The organism is Corynebacterium glyciniphilum AJ 3170, assembly GCF_007673095.1.
Taxonomy (GTDB): domain Bacteria; phylum Actinomycetota; class Actinomycetes; order Mycobacteriales; family Mycobacteriaceae; genus Corynebacterium.
Window position 1 is genome coordinate 95032 of sequence record NZ_VDYZ01000012.1, and the last position, 21881, is coordinate 116912.

Annotated in this window: 21 protein-coding genes; 8 read left to right on the plus strand and 13 right to left on the minus strand. The window is 68.5% G+C overall.

The annotated features are described in order from the left end of the window. Window positions 1-21 precede the first annotated feature (21 nt). The 5 genes from FS507_RS12600 to FS507_RS12620 all read left to right on the plus strand — a co-directional run bounded on the left by FS507_RS12600 (window position 22) and on the right by FS507_RS12620 (window position 4371). On the plus strand, window positions 22-732 hold the full coding sequence (locus tag FS507_RS12600; RefSeq protein WP_145943134.1) for a hypothetical protein: 711 nt from the start codon (window positions 22-24) through the stop codon (window positions 730-732). Next, entirely contained in the window at window positions 729-2267 is a 1539-nt protein-coding gene (locus tag FS507_RS12605; protein WP_145943135.1) for a serine/threonine-protein kinase, read from the plus strand. Before FS507_RS12600 ends, FS507_RS12605 begins: the two co-directional genes overlap by 4 nt. A gap of 94 nt (window positions 2268-2361) precedes the next feature. After that, window positions 2362-2577, plus strand: coding sequence for a hypothetical protein (locus tag FS507_RS12610; protein ID WP_145943136.1), 216 nt, complete (start codon window positions 2362-2364; stop codon window positions 2575-2577). An 80-nt stretch (window positions 2578-2657) separates the two neighbouring features. After that, window positions 2658-3602: a hypothetical protein gene (locus tag FS507_RS12615; protein WP_145943137.1), complete on the plus strand. Its 945-nt coding sequence runs from the start codon at window positions 2658-2660 to the stop codon at window positions 3600-3602. A gap of 1 nt (window position 3603) precedes the next feature. Continuing rightward, a complete protein-coding gene (locus tag FS507_RS12620) occupies window positions 3604-4371 on the plus strand; it encodes a Trp biosynthesis-associated membrane protein (protein ID WP_145943138.1) in 768 nt (255 codons plus the stop codon). Between the two features lie 20 nt (window positions 4372-4391). On the opposite strand, the gene FS507_RS12625 is transcribed toward FS507_RS12620, so the two are convergent. Continuing rightward, window positions 4392-5819 carry an HNH endonuclease signature motif containing protein gene (locus FS507_RS12625; RefSeq protein WP_186314680.1) on the minus strand — a complete coding sequence of 476 codons (1428 nt, stop codon included), beginning with the start codon at window positions 5817-5819 and terminating at the stop codon, window positions 4392-4394. Window positions 5820-6051: 232 nt separating this feature from the next. Between FS507_RS12625 and FS507_RS12630 the strand changes: the two genes are divergently transcribed. Further along, on the plus strand, window positions 6052-6729 hold the full coding sequence (locus tag FS507_RS12630) for a hypothetical protein (RefSeq protein ID WP_145943140.1): 678 nt from the start codon (window positions 6052-6054) through the stop codon (window positions 6727-6729). Window positions 6730-6748: 19 nt separating this feature from the next. Here FS507_RS12630 and FS507_RS12635 read toward each other — a convergent pair whose 3' ends face one another. From FS507_RS12635 to FS507_RS12650, 3 genes are all read right to left on the minus strand, one after another. Continuing rightward, window positions 6749-8056: a hypothetical protein gene (locus FS507_RS12635; RefSeq protein WP_145943141.1), complete on the minus strand. Its 1308-nt coding sequence runs from the start codon at window positions 8054-8056 to the stop codon at window positions 6749-6751. A gap of 203 nt (window positions 8057-8259) precedes the next feature. Then, window positions 8260-9276, minus strand: a complete 1017-nt coding sequence (locus FS507_RS12645; protein ID WP_145943142.1) for a C40 family peptidase — start codon at window positions 9274-9276, stop codon at window positions 8260-8262. After that, window positions 9273-9614, minus strand: a complete 342-nt coding sequence (locus FS507_RS12650) for a hypothetical protein (protein ID WP_145943143.1) — start codon at window positions 9612-9614, stop codon at window positions 9273-9275. Before FS507_RS12650 ends, FS507_RS12645 begins: the two co-directional genes overlap by 4 nt. 149 nt (window positions 9615-9763) lie before the next feature. Here FS507_RS12650 and upp point away from each other — a divergent pair, with 149 nt between their 5' ends. Continuing rightward, a complete protein-coding gene (gene upp, locus FS507_RS12655; RefSeq protein ID WP_145943174.1) occupies window positions 9764-10414 on the plus strand; it encodes a uracil phosphoribosyltransferase in 651 nt (216 codons plus the stop codon). 4 nt (window positions 10415-10418) lie between these two features. On the opposite strand, the gene FS507_RS12660 is transcribed toward upp, so the two are convergent. Beyond that, window positions 10419-11987, minus strand: coding sequence for a phospho-sugar mutase (locus FS507_RS12660; RefSeq protein ID WP_313958076.1), 1569 nt, complete (start codon window positions 11985-11987; stop codon window positions 10419-10421). Then, window positions 11984-12850: a purine-nucleoside phosphorylase gene (locus FS507_RS12665; RefSeq protein WP_145943176.1), complete on the minus strand. Its 867-nt coding sequence runs from the start codon at window positions 12848-12850 to the stop codon at window positions 11984-11986. Before FS507_RS12665 ends, FS507_RS12660 begins: the two co-directional genes overlap by 4 nt. 177 nt (window positions 12851-13027) lie before the next feature. On the opposite strand from FS507_RS12665, the gene FS507_RS12670 reads away from it, so the two are divergent. Next, window positions 13028-14272 carry an amidohydrolase gene (locus FS507_RS12670; RefSeq protein WP_440130356.1) on the plus strand — a complete coding sequence of 415 codons (1245 nt, stop codon included), beginning with the start codon at window positions 13028-13030 and terminating at the stop codon, window positions 14270-14272. Here FS507_RS12670 and FS507_RS12675 read toward each other — a convergent pair. The 7 genes from FS507_RS12675 to FS507_RS12705 all read right to left on the minus strand — a co-directional run bounded on the left by FS507_RS12675 (window position 14269) and on the right by FS507_RS12705 (window position 21877). After that, window positions 14269-14967 carry a DUF1707 SHOCT-like domain-containing protein gene (locus FS507_RS12675; RefSeq protein ID WP_145943145.1) on the minus strand — a complete coding sequence of 233 codons (699 nt, stop codon included), beginning with the start codon at window positions 14965-14967 and terminating at the stop codon, window positions 14269-14271. The two genes, FS507_RS12670 and FS507_RS12675, sit on opposite strands and share 4 nt — an antisense overlap. A gap of 24 nt (window positions 14968-14991) precedes the next feature. Next, window positions 14992-16572: a glycerol kinase GlpK gene (gene glpK, locus FS507_RS12680; protein WP_145943146.1), complete on the minus strand. Its 1581-nt coding sequence runs from the start codon at window positions 16570-16572 to the stop codon at window positions 14992-14994. Then, window positions 16572-18344: an acetyl/propionyl/methylcrotonyl-CoA carboxylase subunit alpha gene (locus FS507_RS12685; protein WP_145943147.1), complete on the minus strand. Its 1773-nt coding sequence runs from the start codon at window positions 18342-18344 to the stop codon at window positions 16572-16574. Before FS507_RS12685 ends, glpK begins: the two co-directional genes overlap by 1 nt. Before the next feature lie 107 nt (window positions 18345-18451). Next, entirely contained in the window at window positions 18452-19372 is a 921-nt protein-coding gene (locus FS507_RS12690; protein ID WP_145943148.1) for a sulfurtransferase, read from the minus strand. A 200-nt stretch (window positions 19373-19572) separates the two neighbouring features. Next, window positions 19573-20715 carry a hypothetical protein gene (locus FS507_RS12695; protein ID WP_145943149.1) on the minus strand — a complete coding sequence of 381 codons (1143 nt, stop codon included), beginning with the start codon at window positions 20713-20715 and terminating at the stop codon, window positions 19573-19575. Between the two features lie 210 nt (window positions 20716-20925). Continuing rightward, window positions 20926-21621, minus strand: coding sequence for a Maf family protein (locus FS507_RS12700; protein ID WP_145943150.1), 696 nt, complete (start codon window positions 21619-21621; stop codon window positions 20926-20928). Continuing rightward, on the minus strand, window positions 21614-21877 hold the full coding sequence (locus tag FS507_RS12705) for a hypothetical protein (RefSeq protein WP_145943151.1): 264 nt from the start codon (window positions 21875-21877) through the stop codon (window positions 21614-21616). The genes FS507_RS12700 and FS507_RS12705 overlap by 8 nt, the downstream gene beginning before the upstream one ends. Window positions 21878-21881 lie beyond the last annotated feature (4 nt).

Consider the following 21881-nt stretch of genomic DNA (forward strand, 5'->3'; position numbering starts at 1 on the left):
GACGTAGACGGAGGACACGACATGGGGAACAACGACTGGGGATCGCCGGGGCCGACAGGCCCGGCAGGGAACCCGTGGCGGCAGGACGAGCCGGTCCCCTCGAAGGCCGGTGGTCTCGCCACCGGGATCATCGTGGCAGTGGTCGCCGTCGTGGTGCTCGTCATCGGACTCGTCGCCGCCGGTGTCTGGATGTGGAGCAGTCAGGGGGACGGGGACGAGTCCGCCTCGCCGGCATTCACCGCCGTGCCCGACGACACGACGTCCTCCGCGCCAGTGTCCACGCAGTCCACGCAATCCTCGACACCGACGCAGTCGCCCTCACGATCGCCCTCGCCGTCACCTTCCCCGTCTCCGTCTGAACGGTCCGGGACGTCCGGGACGACGGGAGCCCCGTCGAACCTGACCAGTCAGGGATGGCGCGGCGTCAGCGCGGCGACGTGCAATGCGTCCGACCAGTGGGTGTTCGCCGGCACCAACGGCGAGGACCACGCGGTGGTCTGCCGCGTCGGGGAGCGGGGCGACCTGTACTACCGCGGGTACTACAACAACCGCGCCGCCGAGTACGACATCGACATGCAGCGCGCCGGGTCGGGACGCTGGGTCACCCGGTCTCTCGACAACAACGGGTCACGCGTGGAGATCAGCGGCTCCGGGATCCGTGTCGTCGACGGTGACGGCGATTCCGTCTCGTCGCGCGACTTCACCTGGAGCTCTGAGGACGGCGGCAGGTGAGCGACAGCGGTAACTGGTCCGGTGACCCGGATGTCGCCGAGCTGGCGGCTGAGCTGGAGGCCCGGCGGAATCTCACCGACCTCACATTGATCGGTCAGGGCGGGATGGGGCACGTCTACCGTGCCTACGACCAGGGGCTGCATCGGTGGGTGGCGGTGAAGGCCGTCCGTCCGGACGTGGTCGGCAGCGGTGGTGAGGGCTACCGGCGTTTCCTCGCGGAGATGCGGACCCTGGCCACCATCCGGCATACCTCAGTCGTCAACATCCACTACGCGGACGCGCTGTCGTCCAGCGGGACCGCAGCCTACTTCGTCATGGACTACGTCGACGGCGGCGACCTGGAGGACGCCCTCGCCGAGCGGAGGCGGACCGGACGCCGGTTCACTGTCGGCGAGGTCGACCGCATCCTCAGGCCTGTCGCCGAAGCGCTGGACCACATCCACCACCGGAACCCGCCGGTGGTTCACCGGGACCTGAAGCCGGCGAACATCCTGTTGCCGCGTGACCCGCACAGCGCGGTGGGCACCACGGCCGTGCTGACCGATTTCGGCATCAGCATCGCCGGGGACGACACCCGTGTGACGTCCACGGGTCTGGTCATCGGCACCGAGAAGTACATGGCCCCGGAGATCTTCACCGTCGCGAGCACCTACGGTGCCCATCTGGTCGACTACAGTCCCGGCACCGACCGGTACGCCCTCGCCCTGATCGCCCTGGAGATGCTGACCCTCACCGCATTCCGTGACACGATGTCCACGGCGGCGTGGCGGGGAGAACGCACGCTGCCGAGGCTGACCGCCGAGGCCCTGGCGGAACCGGACGGGCCCGTTGCACCGCAGGTCGCGGGCGTCCTGCGACGGGCGTTGGACAATGATCCGTCCCGACGTTTCCCGACCGCCGTCGCATTTCTCGACGCCGTGCGGGATGCAGGACGGGGCCAGGTGGGGCAGACCCGCGAGGTTCCGGTGGCCTGGGCCGGAGCAGCGCCAACTCCGTCACATCCGGCACCGCCGGCGGCGTCTGGTGCGTCCGGTGCGCGGCGGTGGAAGGTGCCCGTCGCGCTGCTCGCCGTCGTGGCGGTGGTCGGAGCACTGGGCGTCCTGGGATTCGTGGGATACCGGCAGTTCATGACTCCCGGGTGGGAGGCATCCGACGCGCGGATCGTCAACGCTTTTCCTGACCTGCTGCCCCAGCGGCAGGGACAGGAGGGGTGGCGCGACATGACCTGCGACGGTGGCGACCCCCAGGGCGAGGAAGAAGCGCGGGTGACCTGCCACGGGGACGGACTGACCATGGCCGTCGTCGACTTCGGCAGTGAGGAGACCCGGTCAGCGTACGTTCCCGCCAGTGGCGCCGAGCAGCTCGAGGCGGACGGGTGCAGAATCCGGGTTACCGCGCCGGCGGAGTCAGGCGGTGCAATGAGCGTCTTTCCTGAGACCGGTGACCGTACGCGCTACGCGATGCTCCTGACCGGCGCGCCGGTCGACTCCGCGTCGTCCGCCACCGACGTCGTGGGGAATATCCCCGTCTGCTGACGCGAGGGGGAGCTGGCTGCCCGGTATCCGGACGCCGTCGCGGCAGGGTTCGTCGATGAAGAAACCCGTGGGACACAGGTACCGTCGGAGGGGCGTGAGACTCTCAAACATCGGTGACTGCACCGTGCAGACGGTGGACGTCCCCGGTAACGAGAACCCCACCTACGCGATGATCCTGGTGGACGGCGGGGCAGATGCGCTGCTGTCGGGTCAGGACGCTGCGGACCTCATCACTTCCGTATCACTTTCGTACCGGTGTGCTGGGTTGCAGGTGTTCCCGCGCCCGCCTGATGTATTAAGGTGCCCCTGAACGCTCCTCAATGCTTCAGCGAGGTTCCAGAGAGACGGCTCCCGAGAAACCCCGATACACAAGGACGAACAAGGACTTCCATGGCGAACTACGATCTGTACACCGAACTTCAGCTCGACAAGGACATGCCGCCGTACGAGATAGCCGAGGTCCTCGGGGCCCGGGCCTCCGACCTGCGGAACCAGGGGTACGGCAGTGACTCCCCGGAGCTCGACCAGGTGGACACCGCCCGCGCGATCCTGGGTGACCCCTACAAGCGCGACATCTACGAGGCGGCGCTGTACGGCCCTGAAGATGACGTGGTGAACATCCGGTGGTTGCACGACCTCGCGGACTCCCAGTCACCCAGCTTCCCGTCCGGGACGGCCGCTGCGCCGACCGGATACCCGTCCTACGACGCATACGAGCCCCAGACGGCCAGCGACGCCCAGGGGGACGACCAGGCGGCGGGCGACCTGAGCGGAATCGGCGGACCGTCCGCTGAAGCCACCCGTGAGCACAGCGTCGACGACGCGGCCGGTTCGTCGTCCGACCTGGAGGCCACCCGGGTGACGGCCGCTGTACCGGAACCCGCCACCGATGCCGAGGCAGGTTCCGACCTCTCCGCCGGTGACGGCCCCACCTACCAGGGCCCGACGCAGAACGCCTGGCAGCAGCCTGCCCCGTCCGTCCCGTCCAGCGGGTTCAGCGGCGGCCAGCATGCGGCACAGCCCGGCCAGTTCCCGCAGCCGCAGCAGCCCCAGCAACGTCCCGGCTCCCAGCTGGATATGAGCAACTGGGGGGTCGGCGACCGTAGGCGGAGCGAGTCGAAGATCTACCTGGCCATCCTCGCAATCATCGCCGTGGGCATGATCTACCCGCTCATCGTTCTGTTGACCGCCGGGCAGGAGGATCTGACGGCCCCTCTTTCGGTGATGAAGGCGACGCTGTTCACCCTCGCCCACGTCGCGGCCTGGGTCAGCATCAACGAGATCATCTGGGGCGTCCGCAAGATCGTGGCGCCGAATCGACCAACGGAGAAATAGCTTGACGGAGACGCACAGTCAGGAACCTGGGGCTCCCGGCAACCCGGAGACGCCCGCCGCGCCCGCCACACCCGCCACACCCGCCGCACCCGGTGGGGCTGGCGGGACCGGCGGCATGACGAAACTGCAGTACCTGCACGCCCTGGCGACTCATCCGGTGATTGCCGCAGTAGCTACCGGACTTCTCGCTCTCGTGGCGGTCGTCGGGCTGTCGCTTCCGTGGGCCAGGACTGTGGTCAGTGCGGGGCAGGCGGGGTCCGAGGACGCCGACATGGTCCTCACCATGTCGGGCTTCGGCATGGTGAAGAGCACCTTCGAGGCCATCGGCCTGCAGGAGTCGTGGATTGAGGCGCCGTTCCTCTCCATTGCAGTCGTCCTGCTGTTCCTGGTCCTGGCAAGCGCGGTGCTTGTGGCCTTCACCCCACTGCGGCGGATCGCTGCTGTGATCGTGGCCGGCAGCGGGGCAGGGCTCACGGCATACTCGATCTACGGTCTGGTGACCGGGTTGGGGCTTGACGACAAACTCTTCACGGACGACACCTCCGGGCTGAGCGAGCAGGAAGCGGCGATCATGAAGTCCCTCCTCGACTCGCTCACCGCCTCGACCGGCCCGGGCGAGTATGTGGTGCTGGTCGCAGGGGTTCTTCTCCTCGCGCTCGGCGGGTATTTCGCCGTCCGCTCCGGATTTCCGTGGTTGCCGTCATCTGGCGACCGTGCCGGGAGTGTGGTTGGTGGCGGCGCAAACACCGCCGGTGATGTGCGCCCGTGACAGGCGGACGCTGACGGGGATCATGGCGGGTCCTCTGCTTCCCTTGCTGCGTTCCTGAACCGTCGACGTCGGGCGTCGCCGGGATGGCGTCGGGTTGTGGGGTGGTCGTTGTGGACGGGACGACGCTCCGGATCCACACTGACCGGGGGAAGCCAGTGGACACGCCGTCCGCTACCCGGAGGAGCTGGAATGGTCCACCACCGGTCCGGATGTCGGCGCGTGTCGTCCACGCGAGCGTGCATGCCCGGGGAGACGAGCGTGAGGTTTTCGAGGTCGGTGCAACCACCGGCACTCCACCCGTCGATGTGGTGCACATGGCAGTGTGCAGGCGCGGAGTCGGTGCCCGGCGCTGAGCTGATCCCTTCCTCACCGACGAGGGCGAGGTACTGGCTGAGGTCGCCGAGACGCCGTGTGCGTCCGAAGCGCAGGGTCCGTCCCTCGACATCAAGGATCTGGAGGTACGTCTCCAGATCGTGCGGCCCGTCGAGCAGCGTGGTGGCGGGAACATGCGTACCGACGTCGGTCAGCACGGTGCCTGACGGATTGAGGAACTGATCGACCGACATGACGGCGACGACAGTCGTCGCACCGCGCCCCGGGGTGAGTGCGCGACCGCGTCCGTATCCGGCGTGGACGGCTGCGGCGAGTGCGTCGTGTCGACGTTGGTCGGGCGTACGGTCGTCAGCGTCGCGGTCAGTGTCGTCGACCAGGTCGCCGGTCTTGGCGTAGTCAGCCATGAGGCGTTGCAGCGCCGCGGCGAGTTCGGGCGTGAGGTCACCCCGTACCGGGGTCATGCCGTCGCAGCGTTGTCTCCCGAGGGTGAACGAACGCGTCCGGGCATGGTCCTTCTCGGTGTACGGCTCCTCGGCACCGACGAGGTCGAGCAGGAAAGAGCGCAGGGAGTCGAGGACATCGGGCCCCTGCTTCCTGGCCAGACCGGCAATCGGTGCATCTGCGATGCGCGTGATCTCAGCCTGGACGTTCTGGGGCAGGGCACGGATCTGCTTGTCGGCTTTCTCGACGCCGGCGGCGTCGAGGTGTCCTTCGGCGACGAGAGCCGCCAGCTCAGGCATGTGGTCCTCGTGGGGAGCGGTGGGATCGGGACCCCACGGGTCCGGCCGCTCTGCGATGCGCGACCATGACGCGATCCGACAGCGGGCATCACGCATCGTCGTCGTGAAGATCCTGCTCACGGCCCGCGCTTTCCGCTGGATGCCAGCCGGCAGCTCCGATTCATGAGCCGACAGGAATGCGGCGTCAGCGACGGTCAGTTTCTTACGGGAGCGTTCCATGCGCGCGGCCTGCAGCCTGTCGGTGTCGGAGAGCCGGGACCAGGTGTCCGCACCATGTGCGATGATGTCCTCCACTGCAGAGTCCAGGGCAGACAGTGCTTCCAACAGGTCAGTCGTGGAACCGACCGGCGGTACCGGAGGTTGCTGCTGTGACATACGGTGTCCTCCCCCTTTGACACTCGAACATGAGTTTCTGTTGCCCCGACCAACATGCTTCATCTTCTACTGGTTGAACAGTATCATTCGAATGTTTGTTCGTCAAGAAATATTCAATGTGTCCATGATCTGCCACCCGATGAGGCGCTCACCGCTGAAGGGGCGCTAACGTGCACCGTGACGGAGACGAGGAAAGCGAACTGTGCCGGACGGCACCGGAGAGTGACACAGCATGGACAGAGACACCTGGGGCCGTGGGGACGGGCAACGACCCCCGTCCGACTACCAGCCGCAGAACCCGTACCACCGACACCGATCGCAACAGGCCGTCCCGTCAACAGGAGCTGCCGAGCCACGGAGCGGTCTGGTCGTGACCGTCGTCATCGCGGTCCTTGCCGTGCTCATCGCTCTGGGGACGGTAGGCCTCTGGCTCATCGGCAGGGACTCGAGTCCCTCCGACTCGGTGGTGCCCGGCGCTTCACCGTCCGAGTCGCTCGACGACTACCTTGTCGACGGGCAGGACGGTCCTGCTGCCGACGACATCACTCCGGACGACGGCCTACCGCCGGGCCTCGGCTACACCGGGTACCTCGATAACGAGAATGCCGTGTGCGACGGCTTCGACACCTGGGTCTACGCCAGCGAGGGCGGGGGAGCGGCGGTGGTCGTGTGCGTCTCGGACGTCGACGACACGCTGTACATGCGGGGAGACTTCACCACCGGCGTCGCACGGGGGAACGTCGCGATGGACGAGGAGGTGGACGTCGTCGACGGTATCTACACCGTCGGAGTCGACGGTGGCGTGGTCGAATTCTCCGGAACCGAACTGTGGTTCACCGACGGCGACGGAGCGGAATCTCTGGCCCAGTTCGACGACTTCTGGTACGACGACACCGTCTGGGGCCCCTGAGGTCCCTGAGGCTGCAGCCTCAGAACTTGGTGAAACGGTTCGTCAGGTTCTCTTCGAGTTGCGTCCAGCCGTTCGCCTCTTCGTCGAAGGGGGCGGTCGGCGTCGCAGCGGACGGTGAACCGAGCATGTAGGCGATGTAGTCCTGGAGGCGGGGATACGCCAGCAGAACCTTGTTCACCCCGTCGTCCTGCGCCCAGTCGGCGGCATCGGCGAGGAGCTCGTAGGCGCGTCCCAGTTGGTCGGTGTCCACAGCGTCGATGCCCTCGGTGATATCGCTGCGCAGGCCGGTGAAGCCGTAGACGTTCGACGGGTGGACCTCGACCTCCAGCTCCCCGGCGTTGGCCAGAGTCACCAGGTCACCCCAGGTCTCCATCTCGGCGAGATCATGGTCTTTCGCGTCGATCATCCACCGCACCAGGGAGCGGGAGGACGGGAAGGTGTTGATCTCGCCCCGGTGACCCAGGAAGACCGGCGACCGGTTCCCCACGTAGCACCGCAGGGTGTAGACGGTGGTGCCGTCCACCGTGACGCGGATCGGATCGATCCCGGCATTTCCCCACGGGGTCGAGTCGTACGGGTCGGCGGCTGGTTCTGCGTCGCCCCCCTCGGCGCCGGCTGCGTCCCCGACGGTGGCTGCGGTGACATCGGCCTTCCCGGCAGTCCCGGCCTTCCCGGCAGCTTCGGAAGGTGAGTCGGTGGCGTTCTCCTGCGCCGATGCAGCGTCGTCGATCCGTTTCTGTGCTGCAGCGACGAGACTGGCGGCATTGTCGCCGAGGTCCGGCGTGACCAGTGCCTCGTCGACGGCGTCGAGGATCTCCACCCAGTTGTCCCGCACCGTGAATCCCACGCTCGACCATTCGGCGAGGCCGTTCTCTCCGGCGTAGTGGTCCTGGCCACGGCTGACGTTGGCCAGGACGGAGTAGGACCGGAACCACCGGTTGATCCGGTCGATGCCGCAGACCGTCCCGAGTGAGCGCAGCACCTGGAAGGCGTTGGAGACCGTCCGGGTGTTCTCGAAGGACGGCCGGCCGGCGAGGTTGTTGGGCAGCTCGATGAAGCTGATGCTGCCTCCCTTGCGGGGCGTCACCCTGGTCTCGGCCCCGTCCATGAACGCCGGCCAGTCCGGGTGCCCGGCCAGGTCGTGGTCCGAGGAGGCGGTGATCCCGGCGAGCAGTGCCGCCGGTGACTCGAACGCGAAGACCCCGGAGTCGTCACCGAGGAAAGCCTGCCACTGCTCGCCGCGGGACACCCAGCCCGGGGCCCAGAGGGTGTAGTACGTGCCGGCGGTTGTCTCGAGCTCGAGGGTCACGATTCCGTTGTCTGCCATGACGACAGATTTTAGCTGGAAGGACGACCGCGGTCGATGACCGGACCACCGTGTGTGCCCGTAGCGGAGAAGAGGTCGGCCTTGAGTACCGCCGGCACTGTCGGTGGGGGCTCCCCGAGGAACTGCTGGACGTTGTATTCCGGTACCGGGGGCGTGGTGGTGATGCGGGCAAGGCCGCGGTTCGTGGGTATCAGGGTCTCCTCTCAGGCGGTGGGTCGGTAGAAACCGAGGAACCCCATGCCGATGTTCTCCGTCCTCACCGGGTTGATCTGGACAGGGTCACCGGCCTCGATCATCTGGCCGTCGCCGGTGACCATCGCGACATGGCCGTCCCACACCACCAGGTCTCCAGGGGCGAGTTGGTCTGCACTGACCTGGGCTCCGACGGCCTGTTGGTCGGCGGTACGGGGGAGGTCGACCCCGGCCTGTCCGTACGCCCACTGCGTCAGCCCGCTGCAGTCCACACCTGTCGACGGTGATGTGCCGCCCCACACATAGGGCGTCCCCAGCGCGGACGTCGCCGCCTCCACAGCGGCTGCCGCCTCCGGGGTCGGTGCGCCCGGGACAGTGGCGTCCCCGACCGGTTCTGCGGTCCCGGGCAGTGGGGATGCGGCCTCCGAAGACTCTGCCCCCGACGCCCCCGACGCCCCCGACGCCCCCGACGACCCCGACAGTTCCGCCGGTGTCGACGGAGGCGCGGGCACTGAAGGTGTCCCCGGCAGCCTCGCATCTGCTGCGGTGACCCGGTTGACGAGTACCTCGAGCTCCGTCCCCAGTGCAGTGAGACGGGCCTGCGCCCGCGCCAGGTGTGTGCAGGCGATCTGCAGTGCCGCAGCAGGTGTGGCCGGCGAGAGAGGGGCGACGACGACCGAGCCGAGGATCTGCCGCAGACACTGCTCCGCGATCTCCAGGATGTCGACAGCGGCGCGGTTGACCGCGGCCGCCCCGTCCTGAGCTATGGTGTCCACCTCAGCGGATACCTCGAGGAGTTCGGTCGTATCGGCACCGGCCGCCGTCAGGCGCTGGACAGCCGCAGTGCCCGCTGCACCGCGCAGGACGGCGTCCACGCCAGAGGGGATGTGCCGGGTCAGTTCGGCGACGAGGTCGGCTGGAGGACCCGCCCCGGCATCCATGAGGCGTGAGAGCGGATGTAGCCCGGGGACAGCGGAATCGGGGACGAGCCGACGAATGGGCTCAACCAGGGCGAGGAGGTCGGTCATGCGAGCCGTCCGGTGTGCAGCGTCCCGAAGGAGGTGGTGGCCGCGTCCTCTGCGTCGTTCAGGCCGTCGGCGACGGAGGTGAGCGAGGTGGCGCCTGCACGGTAGAAGCTGGCGAAGTCCGCGAGGAGACCGACCTGCCGTTCGCGTGCCTGGTGCAGTGCCTCCGCCAGACGCGTCACCTGGGGGACGCCGGCGAGCAGGACCGTCGGCTCCCCGGGCACCGTCGAGGAGAGCCGGTCAGCGATATCGTCGAGACGGGTCACCACCGTTCTGAGGACGTCGGTGTCGGCGGCCAGCACCGCCACGGAGCCGTTCGGGGACGCATTTACGATTGCCATGGTGAGAGAGACTCGCCCGGGTGCCCGGAGGTTCCCTACGCCCGTGGGTTATTTTGGACGGTATGGCAGAGACACAGCGGACACAGCGCTCACAGCGGTCGCAGCGAACCAGGCAGAGCAGCGCGACAGAGGCAGGCGCGGGGGCCGGTATGGAGATTGTCGAGGTCAACCATCCGCTCGCCGCGTCGCGGCTGACGATCATGCGGGACGCCCGCACCGACAACGTCGCTTTCCGCGGAGCACTGGCTGACCTCGGGGCGATGCTGGTCTATGAGGCGGCACGGGACCTGGAGACCGAGGAGTTCGCTGTGGAGACCCCGGTTGCGACGGCGACGGGACGGCGGCTGGCGGACCCGCCGATCATCGTCCCGATCATCCGCGCGGGCCTGGGGATGATCGACCCGGCCCTGTCGATGATCCCTGACGCCCAGGTGGGCTTCCTGGGGATGGCCCGCGACGAGGAAACCCACGAGCCGGTGCCTTACCTCGAGGCGCTGCCGGACGATCTGTCGGGTCGCACCGTGTTCCTCGTTGATCCGATGCTGGCCACCGGGGGCTCGCTGCTGCACGGTCTGCGACTCGTGGCCGAGCGCGGCGCGACGGAGATCGTCGTCGTCTGCATGGTGTCCGCGGTACCGGGCGTCGAGGCGGTACGTAACTCCGGGTATCCGGTGAAGCGGCTGGTCACCGCCACGATTGATCCGGAACTGGACGGGAACGCCTACATCGTCCCGGGTCTGGGCGATGCCGGCGACCGCCTCTACGGGCCACGCAACATCGACCTCACCGACCCCCGCTAGCTGTTCACCCCCGGACGGCGGCGGCGAGACTCTCCAGCGCTGACTCAACATCGCCGACGTCGGTGCCGGGGTCCCCGGCGACCTGGAGGTAGAACTTCGCCTTCGGTTCCGTCCCCGACGTGCGGGCGATCACGCGGCAGGCCAGCTCAGGAACGGAAGTTCCCTCACCGGTGGTCCAGGTCAGCCGGACACCGGAGGTCGGATCCTCCCCGTCGAGCGGGCCGGTGGTCACCGGCTGCCCGGAGGCGAGCGCCGCCGGGGGCGACTGGGCCCAGTCGGCCACCAGCCGTGCGGCCGCGGAGGTGGAGTCGCAGCGCACCGGGACCTGGGTGGTGCGCACCGGGCCGAACTCCTTGTCCAGGTGGTCGAGTTCGTCCTGCAGGGAGGAGCCGCCCGCCTTGAGCTCGGCCGCCCAGGTCGCTGCGAGCAGTGCGGTCGCGAAGCCGTCCTTGTCCGCCACGATCTGGGGGAAGGGGCAGGTGCCGATCGCCTCCTCGTAGGCGTAGGTCAGCTCGCCCGGGGCGTCGTCGGCCGCGCGGGCGAGGTTCTTGAAACCGGTCATCGTCTCCCGGAAGTCCCACCCGCGGGCCGCGGCGATCCGCCCCAGCAGGCTGGAGGACACCACGGTGGTGGCGACGACGGATGCCGGTCCGTCGCCGTGGGAGCGGAGGTCGACGGCCCGCTGGGCGAGCAGTGGGCCGGTCTCGTCGCCACGCAGCATCCGGAACCCGGAGTCCGCGTCGGCATCGGGAATGCCGATCATGCACCGGTCGGCGTCCGGGTCCAGGGCGATCAGCAGGTCAGGACGGTCATCGAGTGCGGCTGCACCGGCCTGTGACAACAGCAGGTCACAGGTTCCGGGTTCCTCGGGGTTCGGGAAACCCACGGTGGGGAACTCCGGGTCCGGCCAGCGTTGGGGGACGACCGTCTCGGGGCGGTGGAAGCCGGCCCGCCGGAACGCCTCCTCCAGGGTGCTGCCGCCCACGCCGTGCAGCGCAGTGTAGAGCACGGTGAGGTCACGCCGTGCCGCCAGCACCTGCCCGTCGCCGGAGGACAACGGTGCGGCCACGGCGGAGACGTACCCGTCCACCGCGCCGAGATCGAGGGACACGGTGGTGGAGCGCGGGATGTCCGGCGCCTCCGGCTGCTGGTCGATCAGTTCCTCGATCTCGCGGTCAGCCGGGCTGACCAGCTGGGATCCTCCGGCGAGGAAGAGTTTGTAGCCGTTGTCTTCCTTGGGGTTGTGGCTGGCGGTGATCTGGACACCGGCATCCAGGCCACGGTGTTTCACGGCCCAGGCGATGACCGGTGTCGGAGCCGGATGGGCGATCAGGGTCACGTCGAACCCCGCACCCGCGAATGTTTCGGCCGCCGCACGCGCCATGGCGTGGGAACCGTACCGCGAGTCGTACCCGACGGCGACGCTCACCGGCGCGTCACCGGTGTGGCGGGCCCGCAACCATGCGGCGACGCCTCCGGTCGCGCGGGTCACCGTCGACACGTTCATCCGGTCCGGCCCCGGCCCCACGGGCGCGCGCAGACCGGCGGTCCCGAACCTCAGCTGCGCGGTCACCGGCTGACCTCCGTCCGTCCGTCGGCGTCGCCGAGTTTCTCCGTCAACGTCCTCAGCAACGAGCCCACCTCGGTGGCGGACGCCGCCCCGGCCGCCAGCACCTCCTCGTGGTTCAGCGCCTCGCCGGTGATCCCGGCGGCCAGGTTCGTCACCAGCGAGAGCCCCAGAACCTCGACACCCTCGGCCCGCGCGGCGATGGTCTCGTACACCGTGGACATGCCGACCAACCCGGCACCGAGGGTGCGCAGCATCCCGATCTCCGCCGGTGTCTCGTACTGCGGTCCCGGCATCATCGCGTACACCGCTTCCCGCATGCCCGGACGCAGCTCCTGCATCAGCGAACGCAGGCCCGGGGAGTAGGCGTCCACCAGGTTGACGAAGTCAGCGCCGACCAGGGGTGTACGTCCGGTCATGTTGAGGTGGTCGCTGATCAGCACCGGCTCACCGACCGTCATGCCGTCAGCGAGACCGCCTGCGGCATTGGTCAGGACGAGCCGCCGCACGCCGGCGGCCGCCGCGGTCCGCACCGCGTGCACCGTCCGCCACACCGGATGCCCTTCGTAACCGTGGGTCCGGCCCAGCAGGACGAGGACCCGGAGCCCGTTGATCTCCAGGCTGCGGACGGTGCCGCCGTGGCCCTCCGCGGTCGGGGGCAGGAACCCGGGCAGGTCCGACATGGGGAACTCGATCATGCCGGCATCACCGTCACGGTCACCGGAACCTTCCGCACCGCACAGCACGTCCGCCGCAGGACGCCACCCGGAACCGAGGACGACGGCGACGTCATGGGCGTCACGGCCGGTCCGCCGGGCGAGTTCGGCGGCGGCGTCGGCGGCGACAGCAGCGGTGCCGGAGGCGGACATGTCTGGAGGGGCCACTGAATCAACCACTGAATCAACCATGGGACCAGCATAGGACGGGATGCACCACCGGGGTTCGGGTACGCCCCGCGATAGGCGTACGGGGGTGGCGTGACTAAGATGGCCGGGAATGGCTTTTCGGGCCCCGTCTGTTTATCTTCGCTAAGGAGCACCGCTTCAGTGAGCACTCTTGGTTCCGCCGACTCTGTCCCGGTGGTCGACGCCGTCGCCGCCTGGACCGTCGACAACCACGACACGGTGATCGGCTGGCGGCGCCACCTGCACTCCCACCCGGAGCTGTCCCACCAGGAGACCGGGACCACGCAGTTCATCGTCGAGAAACTGACGGAGGCGGGGCTCTCGCCACGTCGTCTGCCGGGGACGGGGGTCACCGTCGACATCGGGGGAGGGACGGATGCCCCGGCCATCGCCTTCCGCGCCGACATCGACGCCCTGCCCCTCACCGAGGTCACCGGCCTGGAATTCGCGTCGCGCACACCCGGCGTGATGCACGCCTGTGGCCACGACATCCACACCACCGTGGTGCTCGGCCTGGCCTGCGCACTCGCCGAGTACGACCGGGAACACGGGCTCGACCAGCAGGTGCGGTGCATCTTCCAGCCTGCCGAGGAGGTCCTCGACGGCGGGGCGACCGATGTCATCCGCGCCGGGGCGTTGGACGGTGTCAGCCACATCTTCGCCGTGCACGCGGAGCCGAAACTGCGCGCCGGGCAGATCGGGGTGCGCACCGGCGCGATCACCTCGGCGACCGACGTCGTCGAGCTCATCGTGCGTGGACCCGGTGGGCACACGAGCCGCCCACATCTCACGGCTGACGTGATCTACGCCGTCGGGCTGTTGATCACCCAACTGCCGGGCCTGCTCTCGCGCCGGGTCGACCCGCGCACCGGCACGGTGCTGACGTTCGGCGCCGTCAGCGGCGGGTCGGCGTTCAACGCCATTCCCCAGGAAGCCACCCTGCTGGGGACGCTGCGGACCGGGAGTCCCACAGTATGGCGTGAGCTGGACACCGTGTTCCCACGGCTCGTCGAGCAGATCCTGGCACCGACCGGCGCCACCGCGGAAATCCGCTACACCAAGGGCGTCCCGCCGGTCACCAACGACGACGCCTGCACCGCCATCATGGCGCAGGCGGTGAAGGACGTCGACCCGCATGCCCTGCAGGAGGCGCCGCAGTCCTCAGGAGGGGAGGACTTCAGCTGGTACCTCGAGCATGTCCCCGGCGCCATGGCACGGCTGGGTGCCTGGACCGGCTCGGGTGAGAAGCCGGACCTGCACCAGCCGAATATCGTGCTCGACGAGGCCTGTCTCCCGGTGGGCATCCGGATGTTCGCCGGCGTGGTGGACCAGTTCGCCCGCTTCGGACGCCCCGCGCGCCCCGGGCGCGGTAGTTTCACCGACTAGCTGTCGCTGCCGCCCCTGCTGTCTTTCCCGTTTCTGCCGTCCTTGCCGAACCTGCCGACGGCCCCTTTCATCGCGCGTTGTGCGATGTCCATGGCCTCGCCGGTCATCTCGGAGGTGCGCAGTTTACGGCGGGCCTTCTGTTCCTCCAGCGCGAGTTGCTGGGAATGCTGCTGCTCCTCCAACGCCAGCTGGTGCTCGCGGCGTAGCCGGCGTACCCGGGCGCGCTCCAACGCCTCCGGGCTGGGGGTGTGCCAGGACTCCGGGCCGATCTTCAGCACGTAGAGCAGCACCGCCATCGCCGGGATGAGCAACAGGACCAGTGCCGCGGCAGCACTGCCCTGGAACGCGATAGCCCCGCCGACGGCGCCGAGCGTGGTCAGGCCCATGATCCCGGCCCGCGGCCGTGATCCGCGCCGGTGCTGTTCGGCGAGCTCTCCGGCGGAGTAGACGGAGACATCCGTGCCCGGTGAGACCGGCTGACCGGGCGGGCCGGGTTGGTTGGGCAGTGCCGGCAGGTCGTGGAAGAGGACGTCCAGTTCCTGCCGCGTCTGTGCCGCTGCGGCGTCCTTGCACCGCTCGTCGTACTCGGTCAGGGTGATACGTCCGTCCGCGAAATGGACGGCGAGGACGGACAACGCGGCTTCGCGGTCGGCGTCGCCGATGCGGACGGCGGGGTCGCGGGGGTCACGGGACATGTGCACCAGTGTAGAGCAGGGGCCCTACGCCCAACCGAGGGTCCGTTCGACGGCCTTGTTCCACAGGGCGTAGGCCTCGTCGCGTTCCGACGCCGAGACATCCGGGGTGTAGGAGTGCTCCTCCTGCCACAGCCGCCGGATCTCCTCGACGTCCTCGAAGAATCCCGTCGCCAGGCCGGCGGCGTAGGCCGCACCCAATGCCGTGGTCTCGGTGATCTTCGGTACAGTGACCGGGACTCCGAGCTGGTCGGACTGGAACTGCATCAGCAGGGAGTTCACGACCATGCCACCGTCGGCACGCAGGTGTGTCAGCGGAACGCCGGAGTCCGCGTTCATCGCGTCGACGACCTCACGGGTCTGGAAAGCGGTCGCCTCCAGGGCGGCACGGGCGATGTGCGCCTTGGTGACGTACCGGGTCAGCCCGGCGACCACGCCACGCGCGTCCGGTGCCCAGCGTGGTGCCAGCAGGCCGGAGAACGCCGGAACCACGACACATCCGCCGTTGTCGTCGACACTGCGCGCCAGGCCCTCGACCTCGGAGGAGGACGAGATGAGACCGAGGTTGTCGCGCAGCCACTGGATCAACGACCCCGTCACGGCGACCGACCCTTCGAGGGCGAACACCGTGGGCTGGTTGCCGAGCCGGTAGGCCACCGTGCTGAGCAGACCGTGGGAGGACGTCTCCAGGTTCGTGCCGGTGTTCATGAGCAGGAAGTTACCGGTGCCGTAGGTGCACTTCGCCTCACCCGGCTCGGTGCAGGCCTGGCCGAAGGTGGCGGCCTGCTGGTCGCCGAGGATCCCCGCGATGGTGACGCCGTTCACCGGCCCGGAGCGCTGCACCCGCCCGACCTGTTCGGAGGAGCTGACGATCTCGGGCAGCAGCGACATCGGCACGCCCATCGCCTCGCAGAGCTCCGGATCCCACTTCTGGGTCCGCAGGTCCATGAGCATGGTGCGCGAGGCGTTGGTGACGTCGGTGATGTGCCGGACGCGGTGACGACGGTTGGTGGAGTTGCGCCGTGAGCGGCGGGTGAGTTCCCAGATGATCCAGGTGTCCATCGTGCCGAAGGCGAGTTCACCGCGTTCAGCACGCTCGCGGACGCCCTCCACGTTGTCGAGGATCCAGCGTATCTTCGGCCCCGCGAAGTAGGTCGACACCGGCAGCCCGGTCCGCTCGCGGAAAAGGTCGCCGTGCTCCGCGTCCAGACGGGAGCAGAAGTCGCCGGTGCGGTTGTCCTGCCAGACGATCGCGTTGTACACGGGCTCACCGGTCTCCCGGTCCCAGATCACGGTCGTCTCACGCTGGTTGGTGATGCCCAGCGCGGCGAGGTCCTCGGTGCCGATGTCGGCCCGTGCTACCGCGTCGGCGATGACTCTGCGGGCGTTGAGGCGGATCTCCTCCGGGTCGTGTTCGACCCAGCCGGGTTTCGGGAAGATCTGCCGGTGCTCCAGCTGGCTGACGGTGTGGACCGCCCCTGCCGCGTCGAAGACGATGGCACGGGTGGACGTCGTGCCCTGGTCCAGCGAGAGGACGTACCCCCGGCGCTGTCCGCCCGGCTTCCCGGGACGGCCGGAGCGGAAGAAACCGCTGAACCGGTCGACCATCAGACGATCTTCAGCAACGGCTGCGACTTGGTGACACCGTCCCCGGCCGCCACACCGAGTTCACACACGGTACCGGCCTTGTGGGCCTTCACCGCGTTCTCCATCTTCATCGCCTCGATGACCAGCAGCTGGTCACCCTCGGCGACTTCCACCCCGTCCTCGACCAGGACGGTGACCACGGTGCCCTGCATCGGCGCGACGGATGTGTCGCCGGAGACCTTGACCTCCCGGCGTCCCGTGCTCTTGCGTGCCCGCCGGCGGGGCCCACCGGTACCGACAAGGTCGCCAGGGACGGAGACCTCGACACGACGGCCGTCGACCTCGACGGTGATCCGGCGGGGAGGGACGGCTTCTGTGGCTTCTGTGGCTTCCGTGGCCTCCGCAGCATCCGGGACCCCGGCAGCCAACTGGTTGTCCCACTCCTCCTCGATCCACCGCGTGTAGACGTCCAGGGACTCACCGGTGAAGGCGGGGTCGTCCAGCACCGCCCGGTGGAAGGGGATCACCGTGGGGAGCCCCTCGACGACGTACTCGTCCAGGGCGCGGCGCGCACGGCTCAGTGCCTGCTCGCGGTCATCCCCGGTGACGATGAGCTTGGCGAGCATCGAGTCGAACTGCCCGCCGATGACGGCACCCTGTTCCACCCCGGAATCCACCCGGACGCCCGGGCCCGACGGCTCCCGGTAGGTGGTCAGGGCACCCGGGGCGGGCATGAAGTTCGCTGCGGCGTCCTCACCGTTGATACGGAACTCGATGGAGTGGCCGCGCAACTCCGGGTCACTGGTCCGGGAGAGTTCACGCCCCTCGGCGATCCGGAACTGCTCACGCACCAGGTCCCAGCCGGCGACCTCCTCAGTCACGGGGTGCTCGACCTGCAGTCGGGTGTTGACTTCCAGGAAGGAGATCAGACCGTCGGAACCGATGAGGAACTCCACGGTCCCGGCACCCTGGTAGCCGGCGGCGCGGAGAATGTCCTTGGCGGAGCTGCGCAGGCGTGCGTCCTGCTCCGCGGTGAGGAACGGCGCGGGAGCCTCCTCGACGAGCTTCTGGAAACGGCGTTGCAGCGAGCAGTCGCGGGTGGACGCCACGACATAGTTGCCGTGGGCGTCGGCCAACACCTGGCACTCCACGTGCCGGGCGCGGTCCAGGTAGCGCTCCACGAAGCACTCGCCGCGTCCGAACGCCTTCTCGGCCTCACGCGTGGCGGAGTCGAAGAGTTCAGGGATCTCCTCGACGGTGTGGGCGACCTTCATGCCGCGACCGCCGCCGCCGAACGCGGCCTTGATGGCGACCGGTAGGCCGTGCTCACCGGCGAAGGCGATGATCTCCTCGGCGTCGGCGACCGGTTCGCTGGTGCCCGGCACCATGGGGGCGTCGACCTTCTGGGCGTAGTGGCGCGCGGTGACCTTGTCACCGAGCTCCGCGATGGAACTGGGCGACGGGCCGATCCAGGTCAGGCCCGCCTCCACGACCGCCGCAGCGAAGTCGGCGCGCTCAGAGAGGAAGCCGTAACCGGGGTGGACGGCGTCGGCACCGGAGCGTACGGCGGCGTCGACGACCTTGCCGATGTCGAGGTAGGAGTCCGCCGGAGTCGAACCGCCGAGTGCGAACGCCTCGTCGGCCATGCGCACGAACGGTGCGTCGGCGTCCGGTTCGGCGTACACGGCGACAGAGGTGATGCCCTCATCCCGGGCAGCCCGGATCACCCGGACGGCGATCTCGCCACGGTTGGCGATCAGCACCTTCGACAACTTCCGGGTCTCTACCGGCACGTTCACTCCTCACAACAACGGGTCATACACATGGGGTCACACACATGACTCACACAAGACTCTACGACGTTACTACGTCAACCAGCGTCGGTCACAGACGGAATGTTTCAGGCACCTGTCGCGATCGGCATCCGGACCATGTTTCCCCACTCCACCCACGAGCCGTCGTAGGAGCGGACATCGTCCCAACCCAGCAGGTGGTGCAGGACGAACCACAGGTGGGCGGCGCGCTCCCCGGCATGGCAGTACGGCACCGTGGGACCTGAGGCGTCCAGTGCGGAGAACACCTCGTCGAGTTCCTCGCGGGTCCGGAAGCGGTGGTTCGGGTGCAGTGTCGCCCGCTGCGGGATGTTCACCGCACCGGGGATGTGCCCGCTCCGGCAGACCGGGATGTGGGTGACGGCGTCGGAGTAGCCGGAGTAGGTGGCCGGCTCATTGCCTTCCGCCGGGCTGCCGTGCTCCAGCATGCCGATACCGATGAAGTCCTCGGGGTCACGGAGGTCGATCAGCTGCAACGCATCGTGCCGGGAGCGCACCTCGTCGACGAAGATGCGGTGGGAGACGTCGTCGCGTTCCACCACGGGGTACCCGGAGGTGGGCTCCGGCGGGGCGTCGTACGAGGTCTCCCGCTCGTCCTGCATCCACGCCTCGCGTCCGCCGTCCAGCAGCCGGACGTCCGGGTGGCCGAAGAGCTCGAAGACCCAGAGGGTGTAGCTCGCCCACAGGTTCGAGTCGTCGCCGTACAGCACCACAGTGTCGTCCCGGGTGATCCCCTTGGCGTCCATGAGGCGGGCGAAGCCTTCCCCGTCGAGGAAGTCCCGGGTGACCGGGTCGCCGAGATCCTCGTGGAGGTCGATGCGGATGGCGGTCGGGAGGTGGCCGATGTTGTAGAGGATGGGGTCGGAGTCCGACTCCACCACCTTCAACCCGGGGCCACCCAGCTTCGCGCCGAGCCAGGAGCTCGTGACGAGCTTGCCCGGGTGGGCGTACTGCCGAAGATTCGGGCTGGGGTCCAGTTCGATTCCCACGGGTGAGGGCACCGCCTTTCATGTCGTCACAAGAAGTCTAGCGTCCACGGCTCGGTGAATCGCGATCGTCAGGCAAACAGCTGTGAAACCGCACAGTACAGGATGGGACGGGACCGCTGATCCACACGGTTTGAGTGTTCAGGTCAGAAATCCGGGTGGTACGCGACCGGAGGACTCAAGGGGCGCCACCGACAGCTGCATCACACCGCAGCTCCGCTGCCCTGGGCTCGGCTGATGGCACAGCTGACCTGTCTCAGCAGCTTCGCCCGCTTCCGGTTGAGCAGGTCACTGTCGACCCGCACCACCTCCCACCCGTCGTCCCTGAGGTCCTGGTACTGCTCGAAGTCCGTCAACCGTTGCTCGCTGGAGACGTGGTGGCGGCCGTCATAGTAGAGACCGACACGCAGCTCCTCGCAGGCAAGGTCGAGGATCGTCGCGTGGTCACGGAGGCTGACACGGACCTGGGACGTCCAGGTGACTCCTGTCGGAAGCAGCGGAGCGACAACCAGACGCAGTATGGTTTCCTGCGGCGACTGGGCTCCGTGGTCGGAAACGGCGATGAGTGTCTCCAGTCGGTGCCGGTCGACTTTCCCGCGGCAGGCGGAGAGCACGTCGTCCTCGGTGAGTAGCGTGGCCTGCCACAACGAGTCAAGCAGCTGGACCGCCCGGACATCCTCCGGTCGGTAACCCGGGACATCCGGGGTCCACCAGCCGTGGGACCGGTTCATCACTGTAGCCAGGCACTGGGCGGCGGACGTCGATGCCGGGACCACCGGTAGAGACCGGAACAGCGGGTCCGGGAACACCGGCTCGAGCCCCCCAGGCAGCTCGCGGAAGACCGGGAGAGTGGGGTGCTGTCCGGCGGCGACGGAATGGGACCGGTTGCGGACCTTCGACGCCGACGACAGGAGAACCACCGGTGCGGAATCCGACCAGTGGGGAACACCGTGCAGACCCAGCGCCTGCCAGTGGCTCACGACGGCACCGGGGTGGATGAGTGAGTGGCCCCGGGCGCGGCTGATGCCGTCGAACCGGAACATGGCCGGCGTGTCGCCCCGTCCGTACGGCAGTGCCCGGTGCAGGGCGGATGCGCCGGGGACCGGGCGGGGCACCTCTGCCAGGTCTGCCGGGGTAAGCCCGGGCCTGAGCATCAGGACACTCCTGGTCAGTGTGGTGAAGTGACGGGCCAGCATCGTCCTGGTCATCCCGTGCTCGAGCAGGCTGCCCCGCGTCATCGGAGTGACGGCAGGCAGGACGCGGCGGGTGTAGAGCGGGCCGTTCCCGGCTGGGATCCGGCCGTCCCGGTCCGCGCGGTCGAGGTGGGTGTTCCAGGTGGTGTCCACCGCACCATCACAACTCACACATGGGCCGGAACTCTGCGGCGGCGACGAGGCGATCCAGGACCCTGTGGACAATCCCGCCCCTGTGGGCCGAGGTCGGGAACGCTGAGGCCCCCTGAGTCCTCTGAGTCACCCTGAGTCCTCAGGTCAGATTCTTCGGGTGTACGTGACCTGAGGACTCAATCGCAGGGCCGGTAGTGGGGGCGCCCGCGCCTACCGGTTCCAGAAGTCCGAGACGTCCAGCCCGAATCCTGCCAGTGTCCGCCGTACCAGGGGGAGGGACAGTCCGATCACGCTGGACGGGTCACCCTCGATCCGGTCGATGAACCAGCCACCGAGTGCCTCGAGAGTGAACGCGCCCGCGCACTGGAGCGGCTCACCGGTCGCTGCGTAGGCCTCGATGTCGCGGTCGGAGGCGTCGGCGAAGTGTACGACGGTGTCACTCGCCCCGGTGACGGTCTCCCCGCGGAAGGTCACCGCGTGGCCGGTGATCAGTGTCGCCGCCGCGCCGCGCTGTTGCCGCCACCGTTCGACGGTGCGTTCCACGGTCAGGGGTTTCCCCTGCAGTTCGCCGTCGAGCAGCAGCATGGAGTCCGCCGCGATGACGACGGTGCCGGAGGCCGACCCGGAGGCCGACCCGGAGGCCGACCCGGAGGCCGACCCGGAGTCCAGTCGGTCGCTGTACTGGGTGAGCACGGCCTGAGATTTCGTCTGTGCCAGGTGGCAGACGACCTCGGCCGGCGTCGGGTCGGACACCCGGGAGCGCAGCTCGGCGGTGGCCGCATCCTCGTCGACACCAGGCACGAGGATCTCCGGCTCAATCCCGGCTGAACGCAACACGGACAGTCGCGAGGGGGACGATGACGCCAGGATCACGCGGGCAGCAGGGGAGCGGTGCGGCTCAGACACGGAAGCCCGTCGGGTTGAAGGTGCCGGTGGCGTTCCGGCGCCCGGCCAGCTGCTCGGCGGGTGTGCCCCAGGTCCCGCGGGAGCTGGTCCGGGCACGCATCCGGTTGATTTCGCGGGGGTCGGCGCCGGCGGACGAGCTCGCAGCGTCGGCGGCCTCGGCGAGGAGGACGGCGAGTGCACGTCCGATGGCCTCGGTCTCGGCCTCGTCGGGCCGTCCCTTGAGGACGGTGAAGGGAGTGGTGTCGGGAACAGTCATGGAG